This window comes from Lentzea sp. NPDC003310, from assembly GCF_040610935.1.
Lineage (GTDB): Bacteria > Actinomycetota > Actinomycetes > Mycobacteriales > Pseudonocardiaceae > Lentzea.
This window is the reverse complement of the sequence record NZ_JBEXNC010000005.1, coordinates 383,664-407,194: the sequence shown is the minus strand read 5'-3', so window position 1 is coordinate 407,194 and position 23,531 is coordinate 383,664. Positions and strand designations below refer to the sequence as shown.

General features: G+C 69.2%; 23 protein-coding genes. 10 read left to right on the top strand and 13 right to left on the bottom strand.

The window, feature by feature from the left end; translation table 11 throughout:
• Positions 1 to 9 precede the first annotated feature (9 nt).
• Complete coding sequence (locus ABZX02_RS12000) at positions 10 to 1,290, top strand: cytochrome P450 (RefSeq protein ID WP_355297410.1); 1,281 nt, start codon at positions 10 to 12, stop codon at positions 1,288 to 1,290.
• A 999-nt stretch (positions 1,291 to 2,289) separates the two neighbouring features.
• Here the strand turns inward: ABZX02_RS12000 and ABZX02_RS11995 are convergent.
• On the bottom strand, positions 2,290 to 3,759 hold the full coding sequence (locus tag ABZX02_RS11995) for a peptide MFS transporter (RefSeq protein WP_355297408.1): 1,470 nt from the start codon (positions 3,757 to 3,759) through the stop codon (positions 2,290 to 2,292).
• 150 nt (positions 3,760 to 3,909) lie between these two features.
• Here ABZX02_RS11995 and ABZX02_RS11990 point away from each other — a divergent pair, with 150 nt between their 5' ends.
• The gene (locus ABZX02_RS11990; protein ID WP_355297406.1) at positions 3,910 to 4,473 is read left to right on the top strand and encodes a TIGR03086 family metal-binding protein; all 564 of its coding nucleotides are present in this window, start codon (positions 3,910 to 3,912) and stop codon (positions 4,471 to 4,473) included.
• A gap of 147 nt (positions 4,474 to 4,620) precedes the next feature.
• Here the strand turns inward: ABZX02_RS11990 and ABZX02_RS11985 are convergent, their stop codons facing one another.
• Together ABZX02_RS11985 and ABZX02_RS11980 are read right to left on the bottom strand one after the other, a co-directional pair.
• On the bottom strand, positions 4,621 to 5,106 hold the full coding sequence (locus ABZX02_RS11985) for a GNAT family N-acetyltransferase (RefSeq protein WP_355297404.1): 486 nt from the start codon (positions 5,104 to 5,106) through the stop codon (positions 4,621 to 4,623).
• Positions 5,103 to 5,603 carry a DUF4262 domain-containing protein gene (locus ABZX02_RS11980; RefSeq protein WP_355297402.1) on the bottom strand — a complete coding sequence of 167 codons (501 nt, stop codon included), beginning with the start codon at positions 5,601 to 5,603 and terminating at the stop codon, positions 5,103 to 5,105. Before ABZX02_RS11980 ends, ABZX02_RS11985 begins: the two co-directional genes overlap by 4 nt.
• Before the next feature lie 127 nt (positions 5,604 to 5,730).
• Between ABZX02_RS11980 and ABZX02_RS11975 the strand changes: the two genes are divergently transcribed.
• Together ABZX02_RS11975 and ABZX02_RS11970 are read left to right on the top strand one after the other, a co-directional pair.
• Complete coding sequence (locus ABZX02_RS11975; protein WP_355297400.1) at positions 5,731 to 6,567, top strand: helix-turn-helix transcriptional regulator; 837 nt, start codon at positions 5,731 to 5,733, stop codon at positions 6,565 to 6,567.
• Complete coding sequence (locus ABZX02_RS11970; RefSeq protein ID WP_355297398.1) at positions 6,564 to 6,743, top strand: DUF397 domain-containing protein; 180 nt, start codon at positions 6,564 to 6,566, stop codon at positions 6,741 to 6,743. Before ABZX02_RS11975 ends, ABZX02_RS11970 begins: the two co-directional genes overlap by 4 nt.
• On the opposite strand, the gene ABZX02_RS11965 is transcribed toward ABZX02_RS11970, so the two are convergent.
• Positions 6,711 to 7,289: a TetR/AcrR family transcriptional regulator gene (locus ABZX02_RS11965; RefSeq protein WP_355297396.1), complete on the bottom strand. Its 579-nt coding sequence runs from the start codon at positions 7,287 to 7,289 to the stop codon at positions 6,711 to 6,713. The two genes, ABZX02_RS11970 and ABZX02_RS11965, sit on opposite strands and share 33 nt — an antisense overlap.
• Before the next feature lie 116 nt (positions 7,290 to 7,405).
• Between ABZX02_RS11965 and ABZX02_RS11960 the strand changes: the two genes are divergently transcribed.
• Positions 7,406 to 8,287 carry a chlorophyllase gene (locus ABZX02_RS11960; RefSeq protein WP_355297394.1) on the top strand — a complete coding sequence of 294 codons (882 nt, stop codon included), beginning with the start codon at positions 7,406 to 7,408 and terminating at the stop codon, positions 8,285 to 8,287.
• A 53-nt stretch (positions 8,288 to 8,340) separates the two neighbouring features.
• Here ABZX02_RS11960 and ABZX02_RS11955 read toward each other — a convergent pair whose 3' ends face one another.
• The 4 genes from ABZX02_RS11955 to ABZX02_RS11940 form a co-directional block, all read right to left on the bottom strand.
• On the bottom strand, positions 8,341 to 9,090 hold the full coding sequence (locus ABZX02_RS11955) for a YebC/PmpR family DNA-binding transcriptional regulator (RefSeq protein WP_355297392.1): 750 nt from the start codon (positions 9,088 to 9,090) through the stop codon (positions 8,341 to 8,343).
• A complete protein-coding gene (gene pdxT, locus ABZX02_RS11950) occupies positions 9,087 to 9,710 on the bottom strand; it encodes a pyridoxal 5'-phosphate synthase glutaminase subunit PdxT (protein WP_355297390.1) in 624 nt (207 codons plus the stop codon). The genes ABZX02_RS11955 and pdxT overlap by 4 nt, the downstream gene beginning before the upstream one ends.
• Before the next feature lie 50 nt (positions 9,711 to 9,760).
• Positions 9,761 to 11,104, bottom strand: a complete 1,344-nt coding sequence (locus ABZX02_RS11945) for an amino acid permease (protein ID WP_355297598.1) — start codon at positions 11,102 to 11,104, stop codon at positions 9,761 to 9,763.
• A 140-nt stretch (positions 11,105 to 11,244) separates the two neighbouring features.
• Positions 11,245 to 12,432, bottom strand: a complete 1,188-nt coding sequence (locus ABZX02_RS11940; RefSeq protein ID WP_355297388.1) for a PLP-dependent transferase — start codon at positions 12,430 to 12,432, stop codon at positions 11,245 to 11,247.
• A gap of 74 nt (positions 12,433 to 12,506) precedes the next feature.
• Between ABZX02_RS11940 and ABZX02_RS11935 the strand changes: the two genes are divergently transcribed.
• Positions 12,507 to 12,947: an Lrp/AsnC family transcriptional regulator gene (locus ABZX02_RS11935; RefSeq protein ID WP_355297386.1), complete on the top strand. Its 441-nt coding sequence runs from the start codon at positions 12,507 to 12,509 to the stop codon at positions 12,945 to 12,947.
• Here the strand turns inward: ABZX02_RS11935 and ABZX02_RS11930 are convergent.
• Both ABZX02_RS11930 and ABZX02_RS11925 read right to left on the bottom strand, forming a co-directional pair.
• Positions 12,944 to 13,252 (bottom strand): AzlD domain-containing protein, encoded by a 309-nt coding sequence (locus ABZX02_RS11930; protein ID WP_355297384.1) that lies wholly within the window; start codon positions 13,250 to 13,252, stop codon positions 12,944 to 12,946. The two genes, ABZX02_RS11935 and ABZX02_RS11930, sit on opposite strands and share 4 nt — an antisense overlap.
• A complete protein-coding gene (locus ABZX02_RS11925) occupies positions 13,231 to 13,932 on the bottom strand; it encodes an AzlC family ABC transporter permease (RefSeq protein WP_355297382.1) in 702 nt (233 codons plus the stop codon). Before ABZX02_RS11925 ends, ABZX02_RS11930 begins: the two co-directional genes overlap by 22 nt.
• Positions 13,933 to 13,990: 58 nt before the next feature.
• Here ABZX02_RS11925 and ABZX02_RS11920 point away from each other — a divergent pair, with 58 nt between their 5' ends.
• From ABZX02_RS11920 to ABZX02_RS11910, 3 genes are all read left to right on the top strand, one after another.
• A complete protein-coding gene (locus tag ABZX02_RS11920) occupies positions 13,991 to 14,545 on the top strand; it encodes an XRE family transcriptional regulator (protein WP_355297380.1) in 555 nt (184 codons plus the stop codon).
• Between the two features lie 157 nt (positions 14,546 to 14,702).
• Entirely contained in the window at positions 14,703 to 16,886 is a 2,184-nt protein-coding gene (helR, locus tag ABZX02_RS11915; protein ID WP_355297378.1) for an RNA polymerase recycling motor ATPase HelR, read from the top strand.
• Entirely contained in the window at positions 16,883 to 17,467 is a 585-nt protein-coding gene (locus tag ABZX02_RS11910) for a hypothetical protein (protein ID WP_355297376.1), read from the top strand. The genes helR and ABZX02_RS11910 overlap by 4 nt, the downstream gene beginning before the upstream one ends.
• 54 nt (positions 17,468 to 17,521) lie before the next feature.
• On the opposite strand, the gene pdxS is transcribed toward ABZX02_RS11910, so the two are convergent.
• Positions 17,522 to 18,415: a pyridoxal 5'-phosphate synthase lyase subunit PdxS gene (gene pdxS / locus ABZX02_RS11905; protein ID WP_355297374.1), complete on the bottom strand. Its 894-nt coding sequence runs from the start codon at positions 18,413 to 18,415 to the stop codon at positions 17,522 to 17,524.
• A 237-nt stretch (positions 18,416 to 18,652) separates the two neighbouring features.
• On the opposite strand from pdxS, the gene ABZX02_RS11900 reads away from it, so the two are divergent.
• Entirely contained in the window at positions 18,653 to 20,707 is a 2,055-nt protein-coding gene (locus ABZX02_RS11900) for an elongation factor G-like protein EF-G2 (RefSeq protein WP_355297372.1), read from the top strand.
• 34 nt (positions 20,708 to 20,741) lie between these two features.
• Here the strand turns inward: ABZX02_RS11900 and ABZX02_RS11895 are convergent, their stop codons facing one another.
• Both ABZX02_RS11895 and ABZX02_RS11890 read right to left on the bottom strand, forming a co-directional pair.
• On the bottom strand, positions 20,742 to 22,223 hold the full coding sequence (locus ABZX02_RS11895) for a CoA-acylating methylmalonate-semialdehyde dehydrogenase (RefSeq protein WP_355297370.1): 1,482 nt from the start codon (positions 22,221 to 22,223) through the stop codon (positions 20,742 to 20,744).
• Positions 22,220 to 23,503, bottom strand: a complete 1,284-nt coding sequence (locus ABZX02_RS11890; RefSeq protein ID WP_355297368.1) for an aspartate aminotransferase family protein — start codon at positions 23,501 to 23,503, stop codon at positions 22,220 to 22,222. Before ABZX02_RS11890 ends, ABZX02_RS11895 begins: the two co-directional genes overlap by 4 nt.
• Positions 23,504 to 23,531: the final 28 nt, after the last annotated feature.

The window sequence follows — 23,531 nt, the reverse complement described above, 5'->3', positions numbered from 1 at the left end:
TGTGGACGCATGTCCCAGCTGAAGACCGCCGCCCAGTTCTTCGCGCTGCGCACGCTCGTCCGCGGCTATGCCCTGCTCGGCGACCCGTACGCGGGCGTGATGGCCTCGCCGCCGAACCGCGACCCGTACCCGATGTACGAGAAGGTGCGCGCCAAGGGCGACATGGTGCGCAGCCGCATGGGCGCGTACGTCACGGGTTCGCGCGAGATCTGCGACTCGGTGCTGCGCGACAACAGGTTCATCACCGCGACGTTCGACGAGGCGTCGATGGTGCCGATCACGCTGGTGCGCGACGGAGAGAAGATCGTCAACCCCGTGCAGGACTCGTTCCTGATGAAGAACCCGCCCGACCACACCCGCCTGCGCAAGCTCGTCCAGCCGTTCTTCACGCCCCGCGCCCTGAAGGACCGCGCGGAGTCCATCCAGAAGATCGTCACGCGGTACCTCGACGGCCTCGACGACCACTTCGACGTCGTCACGGACTTCGCCTCGCAGGTGCCGATCCAGGTGATCGCCGACCTGCTCGGCGTGCCCGACGACCACAAGGACGTCTTCGCCCGCTGGGGCTCCGCCCTCGCCGAGACCTTGGACGGCGTGTGGTCGTACAAGCAGCTGAAGAACCTGCACGCCACGATCGTCGAGTACAACGACTTCATCGACGGCCTGATCGCCGAGCGCCGACGCCACCCGCAGGACGACATCGTCAGCCACCTCGTGACGCAGCACGAGGACCTCAGCCGCGAGGACCTCGTCGCCACCACGGGCCTGCTGCTCTTCGCGGGCTTCGAGACGACCGTGAACCTGATCAGCAACGGCGTCCTGAAGGCGTTCGAGAACCCGCACACCGTCGCACCGCTGTCCCAGAGCCCGGAGTACGCCGAGGGTTTCGTGGAGGAGGTGCTGCGCCTCGACCCACCCGTGCAGTACACGATCCGCTGGCCGCGGGAGCGGGTTGAGCTGGCCGGCGTCTCGCTGCCGAAGGGCATGCCAGTGATGCTGATGCTGGCCGCCGCGAACCGCGACCCGCGCGTGTTCGCCGACCCAACCCGCTTCGACCCGACCCGGTCCAACGCCCGCGAGCACCTCGCGTTCAGCGCCGGAATCCACTACTGCATCGGCGCGGGCCTGAGCCGGATCGAGGGCGCGCTGGCGTTGCACGGCCTCTTCAAGCGCTTCCCGGGGCTGGCGGCGGATGGCCCGGTGACCCGTCGTCGTTCGAAGCTGATCCGCGGCGCGTTGCGACTTCCGGTGCGGACCAACGAAACCAAACGGTCACTGGCAGTGAAGTAACGCTGACCTGGGGCTAGATTTGTTGCGTCGAGTGCTCGACTTCACCCGCGTGGAGCAATGTTCGTACCCCAATGACGTTTCTCCGTAGTGCATCCTTAGGGACGAGAGGGAGACCCGCCGCACCGCCGCCGCGACGGGCCTCCCTCTCACCTTGTCTCTGGAGCCTGGGTGGGGGTTCGGGGCGGGAGGCGACGCGCGCACGGTGCTTCTCGCGCACACGGCAGGCCACGCGCGCTCGGTGAGCCACGCGCACAGCGGGCTTCTCGCGCACAGCAAGCCACGCACGCATAGCAGGCCACGCGCGCACGTTGGGCCAAGCGCGGAAGGTAGGCCACGCACGCACAGCGGGCTTCGCGCACAGCGGGCCACGCGCAGATAGCGGGCTTCTCGCGCACGGCAAGCCTCTCGCGCACGGCGGGCCTCGCACGCACAACGGGCCACGCGTGCATAGCGGGCCTCTCGCGCACAGCAGGCCACGCGCACACGGCAAGCCACGCACGCATGGCGGGCCTCGCGCGCATGGCGGGCCTCGCGCGCACGGCGGACCACGCGCGCACGGCGGGCCACGCAAGCACGGTGAGCCACGTGGGCACCCCACCAACTCAATCACCGTGCGGCTAAGCGCATAGTCGCCCAACGCGCGCACGCCCGCCCTCCGAGCCCGCAGCCAACGCGCGCACGGCAGGCCTCGCGCGCACGGCCCGCCTCACACACACGGACAATCTCTCGCGCACGGCCCCCGCCTCACACGGCGCCCGCCTCACACACGGCGAATGCTTCGCCCCACAGGCCCCACGCATGCCCCGCGCGTATGCACCACCATCCCGCGCACCCTGGCCACCACCATCGCGCGCACCCCGGACATCCCCAGCGCCCCGCGCCCACCCGAGCACCCGGCCCTCACCCCGGCCGCACCTCAACGAAAACGGCCCCGACCCCCAGCCCCGCATCACCGATGCGGAGCCGCGGAGGCCGAGGCCGCCAACCGAACCCGAGCGCTTACTCCACCCCGGCCATCAGCTTCCGAATAGCCGGCGCAGCCACCGCCAGCCCCAACCCGAGCACCACAGCCGCCCCACCCAGCGTGAAGAAGTAGGCCGAAGGACTGGTCGTGTAGAACTTCACGAGCTGCGCCGCCACACCCGTACCGGCCGACACCGCCAGGAACCACAGGCTCATCGTCTGCGAGGCGAACGCCTTGGGCGCGAGCTTCGTCGTCACCGACAGACCGACCGGCGACAGCATGAGCTCACCGCAGGTCATGATCAGGAACATCACCACGAGCCACAGCGGCGTCACCTTGCCGTCGGCCGCCGAGTTGCTCGCGAAGTACATGAGCACGAACGACAGGCCGACCAGCACCAGCGAGCCCGCGAACTTGCGCGGGGTCGAGGGGGCGCGGGAGCCCAGCTTCAGCCACAGCCAGGCGAAGACCGGGGCCAGGGCGATGATCATGATGGGGTTGATCGACTGGAACCAGGCGACCGGGAACTCCCAGCCGAACACGTGGTTGTCGACGTGCGAGTCCGCGAACTCCGCGATGACCGACGCGCTCTGCTCGAAGATCAGCCAGAACATCGCCGCCGCGATGAACAGCGGGATGTACGCGAGGACGCGCGGCTTCTCCTCCGGCAGCGTCTTCTTGCTGCGGTACATGACGGTGAAGTAGATGATCGGCAGGACGATCGACATGATGCTGATCATCAGGATGACGCCGTCGACGTCGTCGAGGACGTACGCCAGCACGCCGAGCGCGGCGATCGCGAGGGCCACCACGGCGATGAGGCCGTAGACGCGGCCCTTCTCCTGGTGCGGCAACGGGTTCGGCGCCACTGCGGCCGAGCCCTTCAGGTACTTGCGGCCGAGGCGGTACTGGACCAGGCCGAGGGCCATGCCCACCGCGGCGACCGCGAAGCCCGCGTGGAAGCCCGCGCCGTCGGCGAGGGCGCCGGTGATCAGCGGGGAGATGAAGCCACCGATGTTGATCGCCATGTAGAAGACCGTGAAGCCGGCGTCACGGCGCTGGTCGTCGCGGCTGTAGAGGCCGCCTACGACGGTCGAGATGTTCGGCTTGAGCAGGCCCGTGCCGAGCACGATCAGGATCAGGCCGAGGTACACGCCCGCGATGCCGATCGGCAGGGCCAGTGCGATGTGACCGCACATGATCAGCACGCCGCCGATGAACGTCGCGCGCTGGCCGCCCCAGACGCGGTCGGCGAGCCAGCCGCCCGCCACGCCGGACATGTAGACCGCTGTGCCGTAGATGGCGACGATCGACAGGGCGAGCGCCTTGTCGACGCCGAGGCCGCCCTCGGACACGGCTGTCCACAGGTAGAGGCCGAGGATGGCCTTCATCCCGTAGAACGAGAACCGTTCCCAGAGTTCGGTGAAGAACAGCGTGGACAGGCCTCGGGGGTGCCCGAAGAATCCCTTGTCCTGCTCGGAGATGCTGGCGCTGGGTGCGCTCACAGTCATCGTCCTCTCGTGTCAACGATGTCACGGCGGAGATCGGTCGAGATTACGCCGAACGCGTGTACGGCTGGCAAATCGGGTTGCGCCCAAGTGGCCCAGCTCTCACGTCGGGGTGCGCACCTGGGCGGAATTTGATGCACTGCTGGGATGGAGTTGATCCAGGCGCACGGCGTGGCGATGACGGAGTTCGACCGGCGAGTGCGGCAGATCGCGCCCGACCAGTGGTCGCTCGGCACCCCCTGCCGGGAGTGGTCGGTCAGAGACCTCGTCGGTCACCTCGTGTACGAACAGCTCTGGGCCCCAGAATTGCTCGCCGGCTGCACGGTCAAACAGGTCGGCGACCGGTTCGACCACGACAACCTGGGTGACGACCCGCTCGTGTCCTGGGTCGTGGCGGCCGCGGCGGCGCGCGAGGCCTGGCTCGGGCCGCACGCGCTGGCGAAACCCGTGAGCGCGTCGTCGGGCAAGCTCGACGCCGAGGAGTACTGCTGGCAGATGACCACGGATCTCGCGGTCCACGCCTGGGACCTCGCCCGCTCGATCGGTGCGGACGAGCGGATCGATCCCGGACTCGCGTCGGCGGTGCTGGCGTACGTCGAGCGCAGCATCGACGACTGGAGCGGGTCGCCGATGTTCGACTCGCCCGTGCCGGTCGCGGGCGACGCGGACGACCAGACGCGGCTGATCGGGCTCCTGGGGCGCAAGCCCTGACCGGTTCCGAAGCGCCCCGAAGCGCCACCCCCTGTGCCTCCCTGCGTTGCGGGGCGCTCCTCCCCCCTCCGGCCTCCCGGGTCCCCCCGGACCGGTCGGCCGCACGGCAGTTCTACACGGAGATCGTTGTCCGGTGTCGGTGGCTGATCAGCGGACAACGTCCAGCGGACAACGTTTCCGCTCCAGGGTCACGCACCGGATGCCGACCGCGTCGAGGTGCTCGTGGACCCGGACGAAACCGGCGCTCTCGTAGAACCCGATGTTGCCGTCGCTCTCGGCCCCGGTGAACAGCCAGACGACGCTCACGCTCTCGGGCGCCCGTTCGCCGATCGCCTCCAGCAGCCGGCGCCCGACTCCCCCGCCCTGCACGTCCGGCGCCACGGCCAGCCGGGCGACCTCCATCCGTTCCCCCTCGACGCGGCTGCGCACCGACCCGACGAGCCGCGTCCCGTCGAACGCCCCGAGCGCGGGCGTGCCGTCGGACAGGTGCGCTTGGATCGCCTCCAAGGTCTCGACGAGCGGCGGCAGGTCCCACGCGCCGTAGCGCCGGGCCTCCGCCAGGTACGCGGCGCGCTGGACCGTCATGACCTCGCCGGCGTGCGCGGGCGTCAACGGTCCGATGTGGACGTTCACGGCCCCGTGACCCCCGGCGTCCAACTCTCCGGCAGACCGCTCTCGGTGAGGATCATCTGGTGGTCGTGGAACCCCTCCGGCGCGTCCGGCTGCCACGGCCAGTGCCCCTGCGGCGTCGCCACGATGATCTGCACGGCCGCGAACTCCGACCCGTCGTAGAGCAGGTACGCGCTCCCGAAGAACTCCGGGTAGAACCCCTTGTAGACCCGCTCGAACGTGACCGGCACCCCGTCGAAGAAGTCGTCGTAGAGCTTGCCCGGCTGGAACCGCTCGCCGCCGCTGGCCCGCGCCACGTACATGTTGATCAGGTTCTCGCCCATGCCCTGCGGCAGCCCGATCACCACCGCCTCGGCCACGCCGAACCGCCGCCAGGCCCCCACCGAGAACACGTACCCGGGCCCCTCGGCGTCCGGGTTCACAACGATGTTGGTGTGGCCGAACCGGTCGGCCGCGGACAGCAGCCGCGCCCGCAGTTCGATGTCTTCGTCGGAAAGCACGACACCCACCCTACGGCACTCCCGAAGCGCCTTATCCCAGCTTGGAGCTGGTCCAAGGCTCCCACCTTCAGGCAGATTTGACCGGAAACGATAGGGGTTTCGCGGACGTCGGCCCTACCGTCCGTCCATGCCCAAGAGATCGTCCAGCGTGGTGGGCCGCGAGTTCGGCGGAGGCGTCCGCGCCGCCGTCGAGAGCACCGGCATGACCCAGCGCCAACTCGCCGAGGCACTCGGCTGGCAAGAGGCCAAGCTGTCGGACATGCTCGCCGGCAAGGGCGGCGTGAACGAACTGGAAGTCGCCACCCTGCTCGCCTACTGCCGCGTGCCGCTCGCCGAACGCGACCGCCTCCTGGACCTGTTCCACGAGTCGGGCAGCTTCTACGCGCAGTTCACCGACGACGGCGTGCCGGACCAGGTGCGCACGCTGATCAACCAGGAGAAGGAAGCCACCGAGATCATCGACTGGTCGATGATCCTCGTGCCAGGGCTGCTCCAGATCCACGAGTACATCGAGGCCGTCACCGCCCAAGCCCAGACCGTCTCCGCCGAGAACGTCCCGAAAACCGTCGCCGCACGAGCCGCCAGGGCCGAGATCCTCGAATACAGCCGGTCGTTCACCTTCTACATCCACGAGCAGGCGCTGTGGCTGCCGGTCGGCGGCGAGGAGGTGTGGCGCGAGCAGCTCGCCCACCTGCTGCGGTTGTCGGTGCGGAAGTACATCAGCATCCGCGTTGTCCCGCGATCGATTGGCGTACACGCAGGCGTTACCGGCGACTTCCGGCTGATGAGGTTCCCGAAGTACCCGCCGGTCGTCTACATCGACAGCGTCAGGTGCAGCTTGTTCTTCGACGACAAGGAAACCGTCGAGACCTACGAGAACATCCTTAAGGGCCTCGCTGCTGTCGCCTTGGATGAGGAAGAATCGAGGGCGGTGATCAACAGCATCTTGGAGGGTCTCCAATGACCAACTGGCGCAAGAGCAGCTACAGCGGAGACAGCAACAACTGCGTCGAAATCGGCCGTGGCGTGGGCATCCGCGACAGCAAGGCGCCGTCGACCCACCTGCCGGTCTCCGCCGCCGCCTGGTCCGCGTTCCTGCACCTCGCCTCAGCCGGGGTAACGGCACCCGTCGAGCAGTAGTCCGATGGTGATCTTCGGGTCGTAGCCGGGGTCGGTCCGCTCCGCCCCGGCCGCGATGTCCCCGATCGCGCGGAGCAGTTGCAGGGGCGTGACGTCGACCGTGATCTCGCCTGCTCCGCGCGCCGCCGCGAGGATCTCGTCGAGCACCGGCAGCAGCCGGTCCAGGAAGAGCCCGTGCAACGCGCCGAAGCCCTCGGGGTCGTTGCGCGAGGCGGCGGCCAGGCCGTGCTTGGTCACGAGGAAGTTCACGAAGAGGTCCACCCAGTCCCGCAGCGCGGCGAACGGCGACTCCGCCGACGCGAGCAGCGCGGGTCCTGCCTCGGCGCACGCGTCGACCTGGTGCCGGTAGACGGCCACGACCAGGTCCGCGCGGGTCGGGAAGTGCCGGTAGATCGTCCCCATGCCCACGCCCGCCTCGGCGGCGATGCGGCGCACCGGCGCGTCCACGCCGTCGGTCACGAACACCGCCGCGGCGGCGTCGAGCAGCGCTTTCTCGTTGCGCCGCGCGTCCGCGCGCTTCGCGGTCGCCGACTCCCCTGCACCCACGCGGGCACTCCTCTCCACCTGCACGCTTGCCAAGCGGAACGCTGCTCCGTATATTCGGAACTGCGCTCCGGTTAGGAGCTTATCAGCCTCTCCTCGCCTCCCAGGAGGACTTTGTCATGCCCGGAATCATCAGCGTCAAGCCGGTCGTGCTGCCCGCGCCCGACCGCGGCGACGACCTCCAGGTGCGCGTCTCCGCGCCTCTGACCGGCACGAACCTGCCGATCGTCGTGCTGGCCCACGGGTTCGGCGGGTCGATGAGGTACTACGACCCGCTCGTCGACCACTGGGCCGCCAACGGGTTGGTGGTCGTGCAGCCGACGTTCCTCGACTCGCGCACCCTCGACGTCACGCCGGCGGACCCCCGCTACCCGGACATCTGGCGGTTCCGCGTCCGGGACGTCACGCGGGTGCTCGACGACCTCGACGTGCTGCTGGCCGCCGTACCAGGGCTTTCCGAGCGCGTCGACCGCGACCGCCTCGCCGTCGCGGGCCACTCGTGGGGCGCGCAGACCGTCGGCATGCTGCTCGGCGCGGGGCTCGCCGGGGTCGAGGGGGCGGCGCCCGACCCGCGGGTGAAGGCCGGGGTGCTGTTCGCGGCAACGGGGTTCGGCGGCGACGACCTGACTCCGTTCGCGCAGGAGAACTTCGGCTCGTTCATGTCCCCGGACTTCGCGGGGCTGACCACGCCGTTCCTCGCGGTCGCGGGCGACGCGGACCAGTCGCTGCTCGGCAAGCGCGGCCCGGACTGGTTCACGGACGTGTACCACCACGGACCTGGTGCGCGCGCTCTGCTCACGTTGTTCGGCGGGGAGCACTCCCTCGGTGGCATCCACGGCTACAACGCCGCGGACACGACCGACGAGAACCCCGAGCGCGTGGCGTTGATCCGCCGCACGGCCTGGGCGTTCCTGCTGGACGCGCTCGGCGTCGACGACGTGCCGTGGAAGCAGGTGCGGGACGAGGACCTCGCCCCTGTCGGGCGCCTCGACCTCAAGTAACGCGAAGACGCCGGTCACGAACTCGTGACCGGCGTCTTCGGGCGTTGCGAGGGTCAGCCGACCTCGGCCATGACCTCGTCCGACACGTCGAAGTTCGCGAAGACGTTCTGCACGTCGTCGCAGTCCTCCAGCGCGTCGATCAGCTTGAAGATCTTCTTGGCGCCCTCGGCCTCGAGCTGCACCGAGACGGACGGCAGGAAGCTCGACTCGGCCGACTCGTAGTCGATGCCCGCGTCCTGCAGCGCCTTGCGGACCGGGATGAGGTCACCGGCCTCGGAGACGACCTCGAAGGCCTCGCCCAGGTCGTTGACCTCCTCGGCACCGGCCTCGAGCACCGCCAGCATGACGTCGTCCTCGCTCGTGCCCGCCTTCGGCACGATCACGACGCCCTTGCGGCTGAACATGTACGACACCGAGCCGGGGTCGGCCATCGAACCGCCGTTGCGGGTCATCGCCGTGCGGACCTCGGTGGCGGCGCGGTTGCGGTTGTCCGTGAGGCACTCGATGAGCACCGCGACACCGTTGGGGCCGTAGCCCTCGTACATGATGGTCTGCCAGTCGGCGCCGCCCGCCTCCTCGCCACCGCCGCGCTTGCGGGCGCGCTCGATGTTGTCCAGCGGCACCGAGTTCTTGCGGGCCTTCTGGATCGCGTCGAACAGCGTCGGGTTGCCGTCGGGGTCGCCGCCGCCCGTGCGGGCCGCCACCTCGATGTTCTTGATCAGCCGCGCGAAGAGCTTGCCGCGCTTGGCGTCAATGGCGGCCTTCTTGTGCTTGGTGGTCGCCCACTTGGAGTGGCCGCTCATTTCTCCTCCGTCGAACCGCGAACCATGTCAACGAACAGGCGGTGAACACGTTCGTCACCCGTGAGCTCCGGGTGGAACGCCGTCGCCAGCACGTTGCCCTGCCTGACCGCGACGATCCTACCGGCGGCGTCTCCCGCCTCAGCCGTAACAGGCACCGTAGCGAGGACCTCCACCTCGTCGCTCACCGCCTCCACCCAAGGTGCCCGGATGAACACGGCGTGAATCGACTCGCCGGCGAGGTCGAGGTCGGTCTCGAACGAGTCGATCTGCCGCCCGAACGCGTTGCGGCGCACGGTGACCTGCAGCCCGCCGAGCTGCTCCTGGTCGTCCCGGCCGTCCAGCACGGTCTCGGCCAGCAGGATCATGCCCGCGCACGACCCGTAGGCGGGAAAACCGGCCTTGATCTTGGCGCGGAGCGGTTCGAGCAGCTCGAAGTTGACGAGCAGCTTGCTCATGGTCGTCGACTCGCCGCCGGGGATGACGATGCCGTCCAGCTCGTCCAGCTCTTCGACCCGGCGCACGGGCCGTGCGGTGACATCGCACTTGGCGAGCGACACGAGGTGTTCCTGAACGTCGCCCTGAAGGGCGAGCACGCCGATGACGGGTGGGGCAGCAACCATGCCCACCAGCATATTCAAGGCTGGTGGGCACGGTTGACCAGGGCCGGGCGTCAGTCGACCGGGACGAGCTTTTCCCGCGCCGGTTCGACGGGCTGCCGCGACTTCACGAACTTCCAGCCGAGGAACAGCACCAGCGCGACCACCGGAATCGACCAGAACGCAATCTTCTCGGCGGTTCCGGCAAATGCCATTTGTCCGATCACCAGCGCGAGGAACGCCAGCGTTCCGTACGAGGTGTAAGGCGCACCGGGCATCCGATAAGAGGGCCGCTCGATCTCACCGGCCAATGCCTTCTTACGCAATCGGAGCTGGCAGATGATCAGCGTGGCCCACGTGGACACGACGCCCAGGGAAGCGACGGCGATCGCGATGTCGAACGCTTCCTTCGGCACGGTGTAGTTGAGCACCACGCCGAACAGGTAGGCGACACCGGTGAACAGAATGCCGCCGTACGGCACGTGGCGGGAGTTCATCTTGGCGGTGATGGCCGGGGCCTCGCCCTTCTGCGCCAGCGACCGCAGGATGCGGCCGGTGGAGTAGAGGCCCGAGTTGCACGAGGAGAGCGCGGCCGTCAGCACCACGGCGTTCATGATGTCGCCGACGACGGGGATGCCCAGCGCGGAGAACACCGTGACGAACGGCGACTCGGTGCCGGTGAAGTGGTCCCACGGCAAGAGCATCGTCAGCAGCAGCACGGAGCCGACGTAGAAGACGGCGATGCGGTAGACCACGCCGTTGATGGCGCGCGGCATGACCTTCTCGGGGTCCTTGGTCTCGCCCGCGGCGATGCCGACGAGCTCGATGGCCGAGTAGGCGAAGACCACTGCCTGCAACGTCATCAGCGCGATGCCGATGCCCGCCGGGAACAGGCCGCCATGGCCCAGGGTGTTCGACACGGACGCCGTGCTGCCGCCGATGTCGGCGTTGCCGATGACCAGGCCGGTGCCGACCACCAGGAAGACCACGATCGCGGTCACCTTGATGACGGAGAACCAGAACTCCAGCTCGCCGAAGAGCTTGACCGACAGCATGTTGATCGCGACGAGCACGACCAGGGCGACGAGCGCGGTGATCCACTGCGGCAGGTCCGGGAACCACTTGTGCATGTAGATCGCGACCGCGGTGATCTCGGCGATGCCCGTCATGGCCCAGTTGAGCCAGTAGAGCCAGCCCGACGTGAAGCCGGCCCACGGGCCGATGAACTCGCGGGCGTACTCGACGAAGCTGCCCGACACGGGGCGGTGGAGCACGAGTTCACCCAACGCGCGCATGACGAAGAACGCCGCGAGACCGCACACCGCGTAGGACAGGATCAGCGACGGCCCCGCTGTGGCGAGGCGTCCGCCCGCACCCAGGAAGAGGCCGACGCCGATCGCGCCACCGATTGCGATCATCTGCACCTGGCGCTTGCTCAGCCCCTTGGCGTAGCCGTCCGCATCAGTTTCTGCAGAACTCACGAGGAGGTTCCTTCCGAAAACGGAAAAATGCTCGCGTCGGAACCTCCCGCGCCCCGACGCGCCGATGTCGGGGAACCCTAGCGAGTGGCGGTCATCACCAAGAAATCACCTGGGGAAGACTTAACGTAAGCGACGTCACAGAGCGCCGCGTTCAGGTCGGACCAAATGTCCTCGACGTGCTCCAGACCCACGGAAATGCGCAGCAAATTGTCCGGAACGCCAGAGGCGCGCAGTTCTTCGCCCGGAACGAGTCGGTGCGTCAAAGCCGAGGGGTGCTCGATAAGCGTGTCGACCGAACCCAATGAGACGGCCGGCGTGATGAGCTTCAAACGCCGCACGACCTCGACAGGGTCGCCGTGCACGCCGAACGCGATCATGGCTCCCGTGCCGCGCATCTGCCGTGAGGCGTTCGGGTAGCGCACGAACTCCACGGCGTCGTGCTCGGCCAGCCGCGCCGCCAGCGTCGCCGCCGACTTCGAGGCCGCCTCGACGCGCAACGGCAGCGTGGCGAGCCCGCGGTGCAGCAGGTAGCCGCCGAGCGGGTGCAGCACGGCGCCGGTGATGATCCGGACCTGCCGCAGCGCCGCCGCCCGTTCCTCGGAGCAGGCCACGACACCGCCGAGCACGTCACCGTGCCCGCCCAGGTACTTGGTGCCGGAGTGCAGGACGTACTCGGCGCCGTGCAGCGCCGGGTTCTGCAGGACCGGCGTGGCGAAGGTGTTGTCGACCATGACCGGCACTCCCCCGGCCTGGCGCACGACGTGCTCGATGTCGACGAGGTCGAGGTTGGGGTTGGCCGGGGTCTCGACGACCACGAGCCCGGTGTCCGGCCGGATCGCGGAGGACACCAGACCCGCTTCCACGTACGTGGTCGTGACGCCCAGCAGACCGGACGACAGCAGGTGGTCGGTGCCGCCGTACAACGGTCGCACGGCTACGACGTGCGGTTTCCCCGCCATCACGCAGGCGGCCTGGACGACGGCGGTCACCGCTGCCATGCCGCTGCCGAACGCCACGGACGTCTCGGTGTGCTCGAGAGCCGCGAGTCCCTGCTCGAAACGGGCCACGGTCGGGTTGTGCAGCCGCGCGTAGACGGGCGAAGTGGCCCGCGCGGCCCCCGTGGCCCACTCACCCAGCGCTTCCCCGCCGAGCGCCTGGTCGGGCACGGGGTAGGTGGTGGACAGGTCGATGGGAGGAGCGTGCACGCCGAGTTCCGCGAGGTCGTCGCGGCCGCCGTGCACTGCGATGGTCTCGATGCGCGTCATGGCCCGAATGGTGGAGACTTCATCGGGAGAGCGGGCGACGAACCGCAGGCGATTCGGTGGAACGGAGAAGAGCCGTGCTGGATTCGATCGACGAGGCCATCGTGCGGGAGTTGCGGAAGGACGCGCGGCTGCAGAACAAGGACCTGGCCGACCGCGTCAACGTCGCGCAGTCCACGGCGGTCGTCCGGCACCGTGCGCTGCGGGAACGCGGCGTGATCACCGGCTACCACGCCGAGATCGATCCAGCCGCGCTCGGGCAGCACGTGCAGGCGATGCTCGCGGTGAAGATCCGGCCGCACACCAAGGAGATCGTCGACCCGTTCATGGCGTACGTCCTGAGCCTGCCGGAGACCCTCGCGCTGTCACACGTGACGGGTCCGGAGGACTTCCTCGTGCACGTGGCGGTGTCCGACGTAGGTCATCTCCAACGGCTCGTGCTCGACAAGTTCACCTCACGGCGCGAGGTGACCGAAGTGCACACGAACCTGCTCTTCTCTCACGTGCGCAAGCACTAAGCGACGCCGAGGAACCTCAAACCCGCCGTAGTGGCCGCAGCGAGTGCGATGACCGCCACGAACGGCAGCTTCCGCCACGCCGCGAGCCCGCCGACGGCCACCCCGGCCGCCAGCGCCCAGCCGCCGAACTGCTTGCCGTTCGTCAGCGCCGACACCGCCACCAGGGCGACCAGCAGCACGGTCGCACTGGCGGACATCAGTTCGTTGACCTTGTCCGGCAGGGTGACGCGGTCGCGCAGCAACGGTCCGGCGATGCGGATCGCGAAGGTGCCGGCGGCCAGGATCAGGACTGCGGTGACGGGCACGGCTCCTCCTTCTTCTTAGTGGTGCGGAACGCGAACAGTCCGGCCAACGCGAGCAGCACGGGCACACCGGCGGGCAGGAACGGCGTCGTCGCGAGGGCGATCACGGCACCGGCGAGGGCCGCGTTGCGCGTCGCCGCGTCCTTCAGCGCGGGCAGCGTGAGCGCCAGCATCGCCGCGGGGAACGCCGCGTCGAGCCCGAACGTCATCGGATCGCCGATGGCCTGTCCCACGAGCGCACCGATGAGCACGCCCGTGTTCCAGCTGAAGAACAACGCGACGCCGCACGCCCAGTAGGCGGCACGCGCTCTCGCGGGATCCTTCTGCGACATGGCGAACGCGGTCGACTCGTCGATCAGCAGGTGGCTGCCGACAACCCGTGCGAGAGGGCTCTTGCCCAGCACGTCCCCGATCGCGAGCCCGAACGGCAGGTGCCGGGCGTTGAGCACCAGCCCGGCCACCACCGCGGCGGCGGGGCTGCCCCCGGCCGCGACGATCCCGACCGCCATGAACTGCGAGCCGCCCGCGAAGATCAGCAGCGACATCAGCACCGGCATCCACCACGGCAGCCCGGAGCCGACCGAGATCGCACCGAAGGAGGCACCGGTCACCGCGGCACCGAGGGCCACCGCCGCCACGTCGCGCAGCAGAGCCGCGTCAAGAGTTCGCCATATCGAACGCACCACCCATTAAGATGAACACTTCGGATCGGTGTTCGTCAAGACGAACGGATGGACTTCTGTGTCGAACGCACCACTCGACCTGATCGCGGCCAACCTCCGCCGCGAGCGGGAGCGCACCGGCATGTCGCTGAGCGAGGTCGCCAAGAAGGCCGGCGTGGCGAAGTCGACGCTCTCGCAGCTGGAGTCCGGCGCCGGGAACCCCAGCGTGGAGACCCTGTGGGCACTGGGCGTGGCCCTCGGCGTCCCGTTCAGCCGGCTCGTCGAACCGGCCGTGCCGCGCGTGCAGGTGATCCGCGCGGGCGAGGGCCCGGTCATCCACTCCGAGCTCGCGCACTACTCGGCCACGCTGCTGGCCGCGTGCCGTCCGGGCACCAAGCACGACCTCTACTGGGTGTCCCTCGAACCGGGCGGCGCGCGCGAGTCGCTGCCGCACGTGCCGGGCAGCGTCGAGCACATGATCGTGGCGACGGGCCGCTGCCTGGCGGGGCTCGCGGAGGACCCGATCGAGCTCGGGCCCGGTGACTACATCGTGTACCCCGGCGACGTGCCGCACATCTGCAAGGCGCTGGAGCCGGGGACGACGGCCGTGATGGTCATGGAGCACACCGTCTAGGTGAGTGGAGATCCACAATGCCTGTCGCACGGAAAAGGGAGCGGAACACCGCTCCCTGCCACAACAACCATATAGCAGACGGGGGGCCTTGCCACAAGACCCCGTCCATCGTTCACACTCATCGCCTCAGCGAGAACACAGGGGCACTGGGGAGCACGTGGGTTACGAAGAAGAACTGCAGTCCGAGCGTGATTACGTGGCCGGTCTCTACGCACGGCTCGATGGCGAACGTGCGCGTGTGAAGGCCGCGTACCAGTCAGCGCTGGGTGGCACCGGCGAGACCGCGATGGACCGCGACAACGAGGTGCGTGCCCGCCACCGCGAGATGAAGCGCCTGAACGTGGCCGACTACGGCCTGTGCTTCGGCCGGCTCGACGGCGTCGACGGTGCCATCTCCTACATCGGCCGCATCGGCCTGTTCGACGAGTTCGACGACTTCGAGCCGTTGCTGCTCGACTGGCGTGCGCCGGCCGCGCGTCCGTTCTACACCGCTACCGGTGCCACGCCCGAGGGGCAGCGTCGGCGCCGTCAGTTCCTCACGCGCCGTCGCTCCGTGGCCGGGTTCACGGACGAGGTGTTCGGTCAGCTCGGTGAGGAGCAGGGCGACGTGGCCCTGCTGGAGGCGTTGAACGCGCCGCGCGGCGAGGGCATGCGCGACATCGTGGCGACGATCCAGTCCGAACAGGACGCGATCATCCGGCTCGACCACCCCGGCGTGCTGGTGATCGAGGGCGGTCCGGGTACGGGTAAGACGGTCGTGGCGCTGCACCGCGTCGCATACCTCATGTACACGCAACGAGAGCGCATGGAACGCCACGGCGTGCTCGTCGTCGGTCCCAACCCCGCGTTCCTCAACCACATCAGCCGTGTACTGCCCTCGCTCGGCGAGTCGGACGTGGTGTTCGCGACCGCCGGCACTCTGCTGCCCGGTCTGCGCGCCACCGCCGAGGACACGCCGGAGGTCGCGAAGCTCAAGGGCTCGCGCACGATGGTCGACGTGTTGAAGGCGGCCGTCGCGTCGCGCCAGCGCGTGCCGGAGGACCCGATCCCGATCGGCATGAAGGACGTCGTCGTCGGGATCGGCGCGGACGTCGCCGAGTGGGCCCGGCAGGAGGCGCGCGACAGCGGCCTGCCTCACAACGAGGCCCGCGCGGTGTTCCGCGAGATCGTCACGTACGTGCTGACCGAGCGGGCGATCGGCCGGATCGGCAAGGGCTGGATGTCCCGGTCGGACAAGCAGGCCTGGGAGGACATGCGGGCGGGTCTCGTGAAGGACCTCGCCGACGACGACAACTTCATCGCAGCCCTCGACGCGCTGTGGCCGATCATGACGCCGTACGAGCTGCTGAGCGGGCTGTACTCGTCGGCGGAGGAACTGGCCGCGGCGGGCGCGGACCCGGCGCTGTTCCGCGCCGATGGCGAGGCGTGGACGGTGTCGGACGTGCCGCTGCTCGACGAGCTGCACGACCTGCTCGGCAAGGACGGCACCGAGCAGGCGCAGGACCAGGCCGCCGCGGCCGAACGCGCCGCCGAGGCCCGGTACGCGTCCGAGGTGCTCGACGGCATGATCGGCCGCACCGACCACATGGACGACGAGGACCACCTGTTCGCGTCGGACATGCTGTTCGCCGAGGACCTGGCCGAGCGCTTCGAGGAGCACGACCAGCGCACGCTCGTCGAACGCGCGATGGCCGACCGAGGCTGGACCTACCGGCACGTGGTCGTGGACGAGGCGCAGGAGCTGTCCGAAATGGACTGGCGCGTGCTCATGCGCCGCTGCCCCGGCCGTTCCTTCACCGTGGTGGGCGACCTGGCGCAGCGCCGCGCCCCGGCCGGTGCCACGTCGTGGGGCCAGATGCTCGACCCGTACGTGCCGGACCGCTGGGAGTACCGCTCCCTGACGGTCAACTACCGCACGCCCGCCGAGATCATGGCCGTCGCCGCGCAGGTGCTGGCCGAGTTCGCCCCGGACGTCCGCGCGCCGGAGTCGGTGCGCGCCAACGGGGTGCAGCCCTGGGCGCGCCAGGTGACGGCCGACGAGCTGCCGGCCGCCATCGAGGAGTTCACGTTGCGGGAGAAGGAGTTCGAGGGCACGAGCGTGGTCATCGGACCGCCCGGCGTCCCCGGCACCGTGCCCGCCTCGGAGACCAAGGGCCTCGAGTACGACTCGGTGCTCGTCGTGGCGCCGGAACGCATCCTCGCCGACGGGCCGCGCGGCGCGGCGGAGCTCTACGTGGCGCTCACCCGTGCCACGCAACGGCTCGGCGTGCTGCACCACGACCCGTTGCCCGCGGCGCTGTCCGGCCTCGCCGAACCGGCCCCCACCGGGCACACCTCGTGACGACCCCGCTCGAACCGCGGGACGAGCCGGCCAACCCGTGGGCACCGTCCACCCACGGGTTGCCGCCCGGCCCTCCGCTCAAGAAGTCGCGGGCAGGCCTCGTCGTCGCGTCCGTCTTCGGCGTCCTATTGCTCGTGGCCGTGTCCACGGCCGTCTACCTCACCAAGGACTCAGGCACGGCGGTGGGCGATTGCCTGCAGCTGACCGGCACCGAGGCCCGCATGAGGTACGAGGAGGTGCCCTGCGGGGACGGACGGCACAACTACACGGTCAGCAAGGTCCTGAGCTCGGAGACCGAGCTCTGCGGCACCTACCACGGTGACTACGCGACCTACAGCGGCGGCTGGTTCAGCGACGAGAACCTGTGCCTGATCCCGGTCTACGTCGACGGCCAGTGCTACGACTTCACCGGCGGTGAGCTGCACATCGACAACAGGACCGTCGACTGCGGCGCGCCCGAGGCGATCAAGGTGCGCGTCGTGCCGGACACCTCGGACGCGTCGGTCTGCGGCATAACGGCCGAGGTGGCGCTGGGTTACCCGGAGACGAACACCTCGTACTGCTTCACGCCCGGCTCCTGACAACGCGAAAGGCGCGTCCCCCGGCGTGGGGACGCGCCTTTCGCATGGGGAGGCCTACCAGCCGCGCTCGGCGAGGCGGTGCGGCTCCGGGATGTCGTCCACGTTGATGCCGACCATGGCCTCGCCCAGGCCGCGCGAGACCTTGGCGATGACGTCGGGGTCGTCGTGGAACGTCGTGGCCTTCACGATGGCCTCGGCGCGCTGGGCCGGGTTGCCCGACTTGAAGATGCCGGAGCCGACGAACACGCCCTCGGCGCCGAGCTGCATCATCATCGCGGCGTCGGCCGGGGTCGCGATGCCGCCCGCGGTGAACAGCACGACGGGGAGCTTGCCGTTCTGCGCGACCTCCTTGACCAGCTCGTACGGCGCCTGGAGCTCCTTGGCGGCGACGTAGAGCTCGTCCTCGGGGAGGTTCTGCAGGCGGCGGATCTCCTGGCGGATCTTGCGCATGTGCGTGGTGGCGTTCGAGACGTCACCGGTGCCGGCCTCGCCCTTGGAGCGGATCATGGCCGCGCCCTCGGTGATGCGGCGCAGGGCCTCGCCCAGGTTCGTGGCACCGCAGACGAAGGGGACCGTGAAGGCCCACTTGTCGATGTGGTTCGCGTAGTCGGCCGGGGTGAGCACCTCGGACTCGTCGATGTAGTCGACGCCGAGCGACGCGAGGACCTGGGCCTCGACGAAGTGGCCGATGCGGGCCTTCGCCATGACCGGGATGGAGACGGCGTCGATGATCCCGTCGATCAGGTCGGGGTCGCTCATGCGCGCGACGCCGCCCTGGGCGCGGATGTCGGCGGGCACGCGCTCGAGGGCCATGACGGCGACGGCGCCCGCGTCCTCCGCGATCTTCGCCTGGGTGGCGTCGACCACGTCCATGATCACGCCGCCCTTGAGCATCTCGGCCATGCCGCGCTTGACGCGGGCGGTGCCCGTGACCTGATCAGTGCTCACCGGGGCAACCTTTCACGAGGGGAAGTTCTGGTGAACTCACGGTACGACCGCTGTGGCCCCCTCGCCCAAGCCACTGGCGCGCCGTTTCGGAAGGCCACTTTCACGATCAACGCAGGTCGGTGATGTGGGTCACCCAGAAGTGGTGTGAACACCGGTCGGCGACCAGACGGGTCTGCGGGGTTGTGACGAGCCGTCAACGGGTGTGAGATCGAACACTACGACTTGACGGAGGTCGCCATGGGAAGCAAGCACTCCGACAACGGGTCATCGGCAGGCGCGGTCGCTGTGGACGACCCGGCCAAGGTCCGCAACGTCGTGCTCGTCGGGCCGTCCGGCGCGGGCAAGACGACGCTCACCGAGGCCCTGCTCGCCGCCACGGGCGTCGTGACCCGGGCGGGATCGGTCACCGAAGGCACCACGGTCTGCGACCACGACCCGGCCGCCGTGCGACAACAACGGTCGGTAGGCCTCGCCGTGGCCCCGGTCCAGCACGGGGACATCAAGATCAACCTGATCGACACCCCCGGCTACGTCGACTTCGTGGGTGAGCTCAGGGCAGGACTTCGGGCCGCGGACGCGGCCCTTTTTGTTGTCAACGCTTTCGAGGGCGTCGACGCGGCCACCATCGCGTTGTGGGAGGAGTGCGCTCTCGTCGGCATGCCTCGCGCCGTGGTCATCACACGCACCGATCACCACCGCGCGAACTTCGGCAACGAGGTCATCGAGTGCCAGGCCGCGTTCGGCGCGGGCGTCGTGCCGTTGTACATGCAGGAAGGCGACTCTCTCGTTGGCCTCCTCACGTCCGGGGACAACTACCCGGACGAACGCGCGGCGTTGATCGAGGGGATCATCGCCGAGAGCGAGGACGAGACCCTCATGGACCGCTACCTGGCGGGCGAGGAGATCGACCAGGACACGCTGATCACCGATCTGGAGACCGCCGTCTCGCGCGGCGCGTTCCACCCCGTGATGCCCGTGTGCGCCGCAACGGGCATGGGCCTCAATGAACTGTTGGACGGCATCGCGCGCGCGTTCCCGTCACCGCTGGAGCACCAGGTTCCCGACGTGACGTCCGTGGAGGGCATTCCGCAGCCCCGCATGGCCGCCGACCCGGACGGGCCACTCGTCGCCGAGGTGGTCCGCACCGCCGTGGACTCCTACGTCGGCCGCGTGTCGCTGGTCCGCGTCTTCTCCGGCACCCTGCGCCCCGAACGCCCCGTGCACGTCTCCGGTCACGGCATGGCAGACCGCGGCCACGAGGACCACGACGCCGATGAGCGCGTGGCCCACATCTACTCGCCGTTGGGCTCCTCACTCCGTGAGGTCCCGTACTGCGTCGCGGGTGACCTGTGTGCGCTCACCAAACTCACCACAGCCGAGACCGGTGACACCGTGTCCGCGCCCGAGCAGCCGTTGCTCATGGCGCCGTGGGACATGCCAGAACCGTTGCTGCCCATCGCCGTCGTGCCCCGCACACGCAGCGATGAGGACAACCTGGCCCGCAACCTCAACCGCCTCGTCGCCAGCGACCCGACCCTCCGCCTGGACCGCAACGCCGAGACGCACCAGATGGTCCTGTGGTGCATGGGCGAGGCGCACGCCGACGTCGTGCTGGCCCGGCTGCGCGCGGGCGGTGCGGAGATCGACACCGAACCGGTGCGCGTCCCGTTCCGCGAGACGTTCGCGGGCACGGCGAAGGGCCACGGACGGCACGTCAAGCAGTCCGGCGGCCACGGCCAGTACGCCGTGTGCGACATCGTCGTCGAACCGCTCCCCCGCGGCTCCGGCTTCGAGTTCGTGGACAAGGTGGTCGGCGGCTCGGTCCCCCACCAGTTCATCCCCTCCGTCGAGAAGGGCGTGCGCGCCCAGCTGGAACGAGGCCTGCGCGACGGCACACCGGTGGTCGACGTCCGCGTGACGCTCGTGGACGGCAAGGCCCACTCGGTCGACTCGTCCGACGCGGCTTTCCAGACAGCGGGCGCGCTCGCCTTGAAGGAAGCCGCGTCCGCCGCGCGCACCCAACTGCTGGAACCGATGGACGAGGTCGCGATCCGGCTGCCCGACGAGCACCTGGGCACGGTGCTGGGCGACCTGTCCGGCCGCCGCGGGCGCGTGCTCGGCACGGAGGCGGACGAGGGCGGGCGCACGGTGATCCGCGCCGAGGTGCCGTCGTCGGAACTGCTGAGGTACGCGATCGAGCTGCGGTCGCTGACGTCGGGCACCGGCACGTTCACGCGCCGCTTCTCCCGGTACGACCCGGTGCCGGAGGCGTTGGCGGCACGGGCGAAATGAGGGCGGGGGCGGGCCGTCTCCGGCCCGCCCTGCTCTACGTGTTCTGCGGGAACCCTAGGTTCACGCCACCGTGCGATGGGTCGAGCCAGCGCGAGGTGACGACCTTGGACCGTGTGAAGAAGTGCACGCCGTGCGGGCCGTACGCGTGTGCGTCGCCGAACAGCGATTCCTTCCAGCCGCCGAACGAGTAGTAGGCGACGGGCACGGGGATCGGCACGTTCACGCCGACCATGCCCACCTCGATCTCGTTCTGGAACCGGCGGGCCGCTCCCCCGTCGTTGGTGAAGATCGCGGTGCCGTTGCCGTACCGGTTGGAGTTCACCATCTCCACGGCGTCCTCGTACGTCGAGGCGCGCACGACCGAGAGCACCGGGCCGAAGATCTCGTCGGTGTAGACCGTCATGTCCGTGCCGACGTGGTCGAAGAGGGTCGGGCCGAGCCAGAACCCGCCGTCGTCGCCGTCGATCGGGTGGTCGCGGCCGTCGACCGCGAGCACGGCGCCCTGCTCGACACCGGCGTCGAGGTAGGACGTCACCTTGTCCCGGTGCACGCCGGTGACCAGTGGTCCCATCTCGCAGGACGAGCTGGAGCCGACCTTCACGTCCGCGATCCGCGACTTGATCCGCTCGATGAGCGAGTCGCCGACGTCGCCGACGGCCACGACGACGGAGATCGCCATGCAGCGTTCGCCGGCCGAGCCGAAGCCCGCCGAGACGGCGGCGTCCGCGGCCAGGTCGAGGTCGGCGTCGGGCAGCACGACCATGTGGTTCTTGGCGCCGCCGAGGGCCTGCACGCGCTTGCCGTGCGCGGTGCCCGTCTCGTAGACGTAGCGGGCGATCGGGGTGGAGCCGACGAACGAGATCGCCTTCACGGTCGGGTGTTCGAGCAGCCGGTCGACGGCCACCTTGTCGCCGTGCACGACGTTCAGCACGCCGTCGGGCAGTCCTGCCTCGGCGAACAGCTCGGCGATGAAGTTCGACGACGACGGGTCCTTTTCGGACGGTTTGAGCACCACCGTGTTGCCGCAGGCGATCGCCGTCGGCACGAACCACAGCGGCACCATCGCCGGGAAGTTGAACGGCGAGATCACGCCGACGACGCCGACCGGTTGCTGGATCGAGTAGACGTCGACGCGGGTCGAGGCGTTCTCGCTGAACCCGCCCTTGAGCAGCTGCGGGATCCCGCACGCGTACTCGACCGACTCCAGCGCGCGCTGGATCTCGCCGCCGGCGTCGGACACGACCTTGCCGTGCTCCGCCGAGACGATCTTCGCCAGGTCGCCCTTGCGGTCGTTGAGCAGCTCGCGGAACTTGAACATCACCGTCGTGCGCTGGGCCAGGGACGCGTTGCGCCAGGACGCAAACGCTTCCGCGGCGGACGACACGGCCGCGTCCACTTCGGACACCGACGCGAACGCGACCTGCTGGGCCACCTTGCCGGTCGTCGGGTCGTAGACGTCGCCGGCGCGTTCCGGGGTCTCGTCCCAGGGCTTGCCGTTGATCCAGTGTTTGATCACGCCTTCTCCACCGCCTGCGCCAGGATTCCCAACGCCTCTTCGAGCTCGTCCTCGGTCAGGGTCATCGGCGGGGCCAGGCGGATCACGTTGCCGTAGAGGCCGCCCTTGCCGACGAGCAGGCCGCGGGCCTTCGCCTCGGCGAGCACGGTCGTGGCCGCGGCGCCGTTCGGCTCGCCCTCGGGGCCGACGAACTCGACGCCGACCATCAGGCCCTTGCCGCGCACGTCGCCGATCACCGGGTGCTTCTCGGCGAGCTCGCGCAGGCCGCTCAGCAGTCGCGAGCCGAGCTTGGCCGCGTTGGCCTGCAGGTCGTGGTCGAGCAGGTAGTCGACGGTCGCGAGCGCGCCGGCCGTGGAGATCGGGTTGCCGCCGAACGTGGAGATCGAGTTGGCGGTGATGGTGTCCATCAGGTCGCCGCGGGCCACGACGCCGCCGATCGCGAGGCCGTTGCCGAGGCCCTTGGCGAACGTCATCGCGTCCGGCACCACGTCGTGCGCCTGGATGCCCCAGAAGTGCTCTCCGGTGCGGCCCCAGCCGGTCTGCACCTCGTCGGAGATGAAGAGGATGCCGTACTCGTCGAGTACGTCCTTGAACGCGCGGAACAGGCCGTCGGGCGGGGAGGTGAAGCCGCCGACGCCCTGGATCGGCTCGGCGATCATGCACGCGACGTCGCCGGACGTGGTGGTCTCGATGATCTCGCGCAGGTCGTCGACGCAGGCCTTGATGTAGTCCTTGTCGTCCATCGCCCGGAATGGGCTGCGATAGCGGTAGCCGCCGTGCACCCAGCTGACCTTGATCGGCGACAGCGCGGAGGCCGACCAGCCGCGGTTGCCGGTGATGGCGATCGTGGCGAACGCACGGCCGTGGTAGCTGTTGCGCAGTGCGAGAACCTGTTCGCTGCGGCGCGCCTGAGTGGCGAGCATGAGCGCCGTCTCGTTGGCCTCGGTGCCGGAGTTGGTGAAGAACACCTTGGCGTCCGGGATGCCGGACAGCTCCGCGATCTTCTCCGCGAGCTCGACCTGCGACCGGATCAGGTAGAGCGTCGAGCTGTGCAGCACGCCGGTGTCGAGCTGCGAGCGGATCGCGTCGCTGATCTCCGCGACGTCGTAGCCGATGGCGTTGGTCAGGATGCCCGCGAAGAAGTCCAGGTAGGTCGTGCCCTCGCGGTCGGTCACCCGGCGCCCGCTCGCGCTCGCGATCTCGATGGGCTCGTCGTAGTAGAGGGCCAGCCACTTCGGCATCACCGCGCGGTGACGTGCCAGCAGCTCCTTGTGGGCCATCTCGCCTCCAGGGGTTCTACTCCTGACC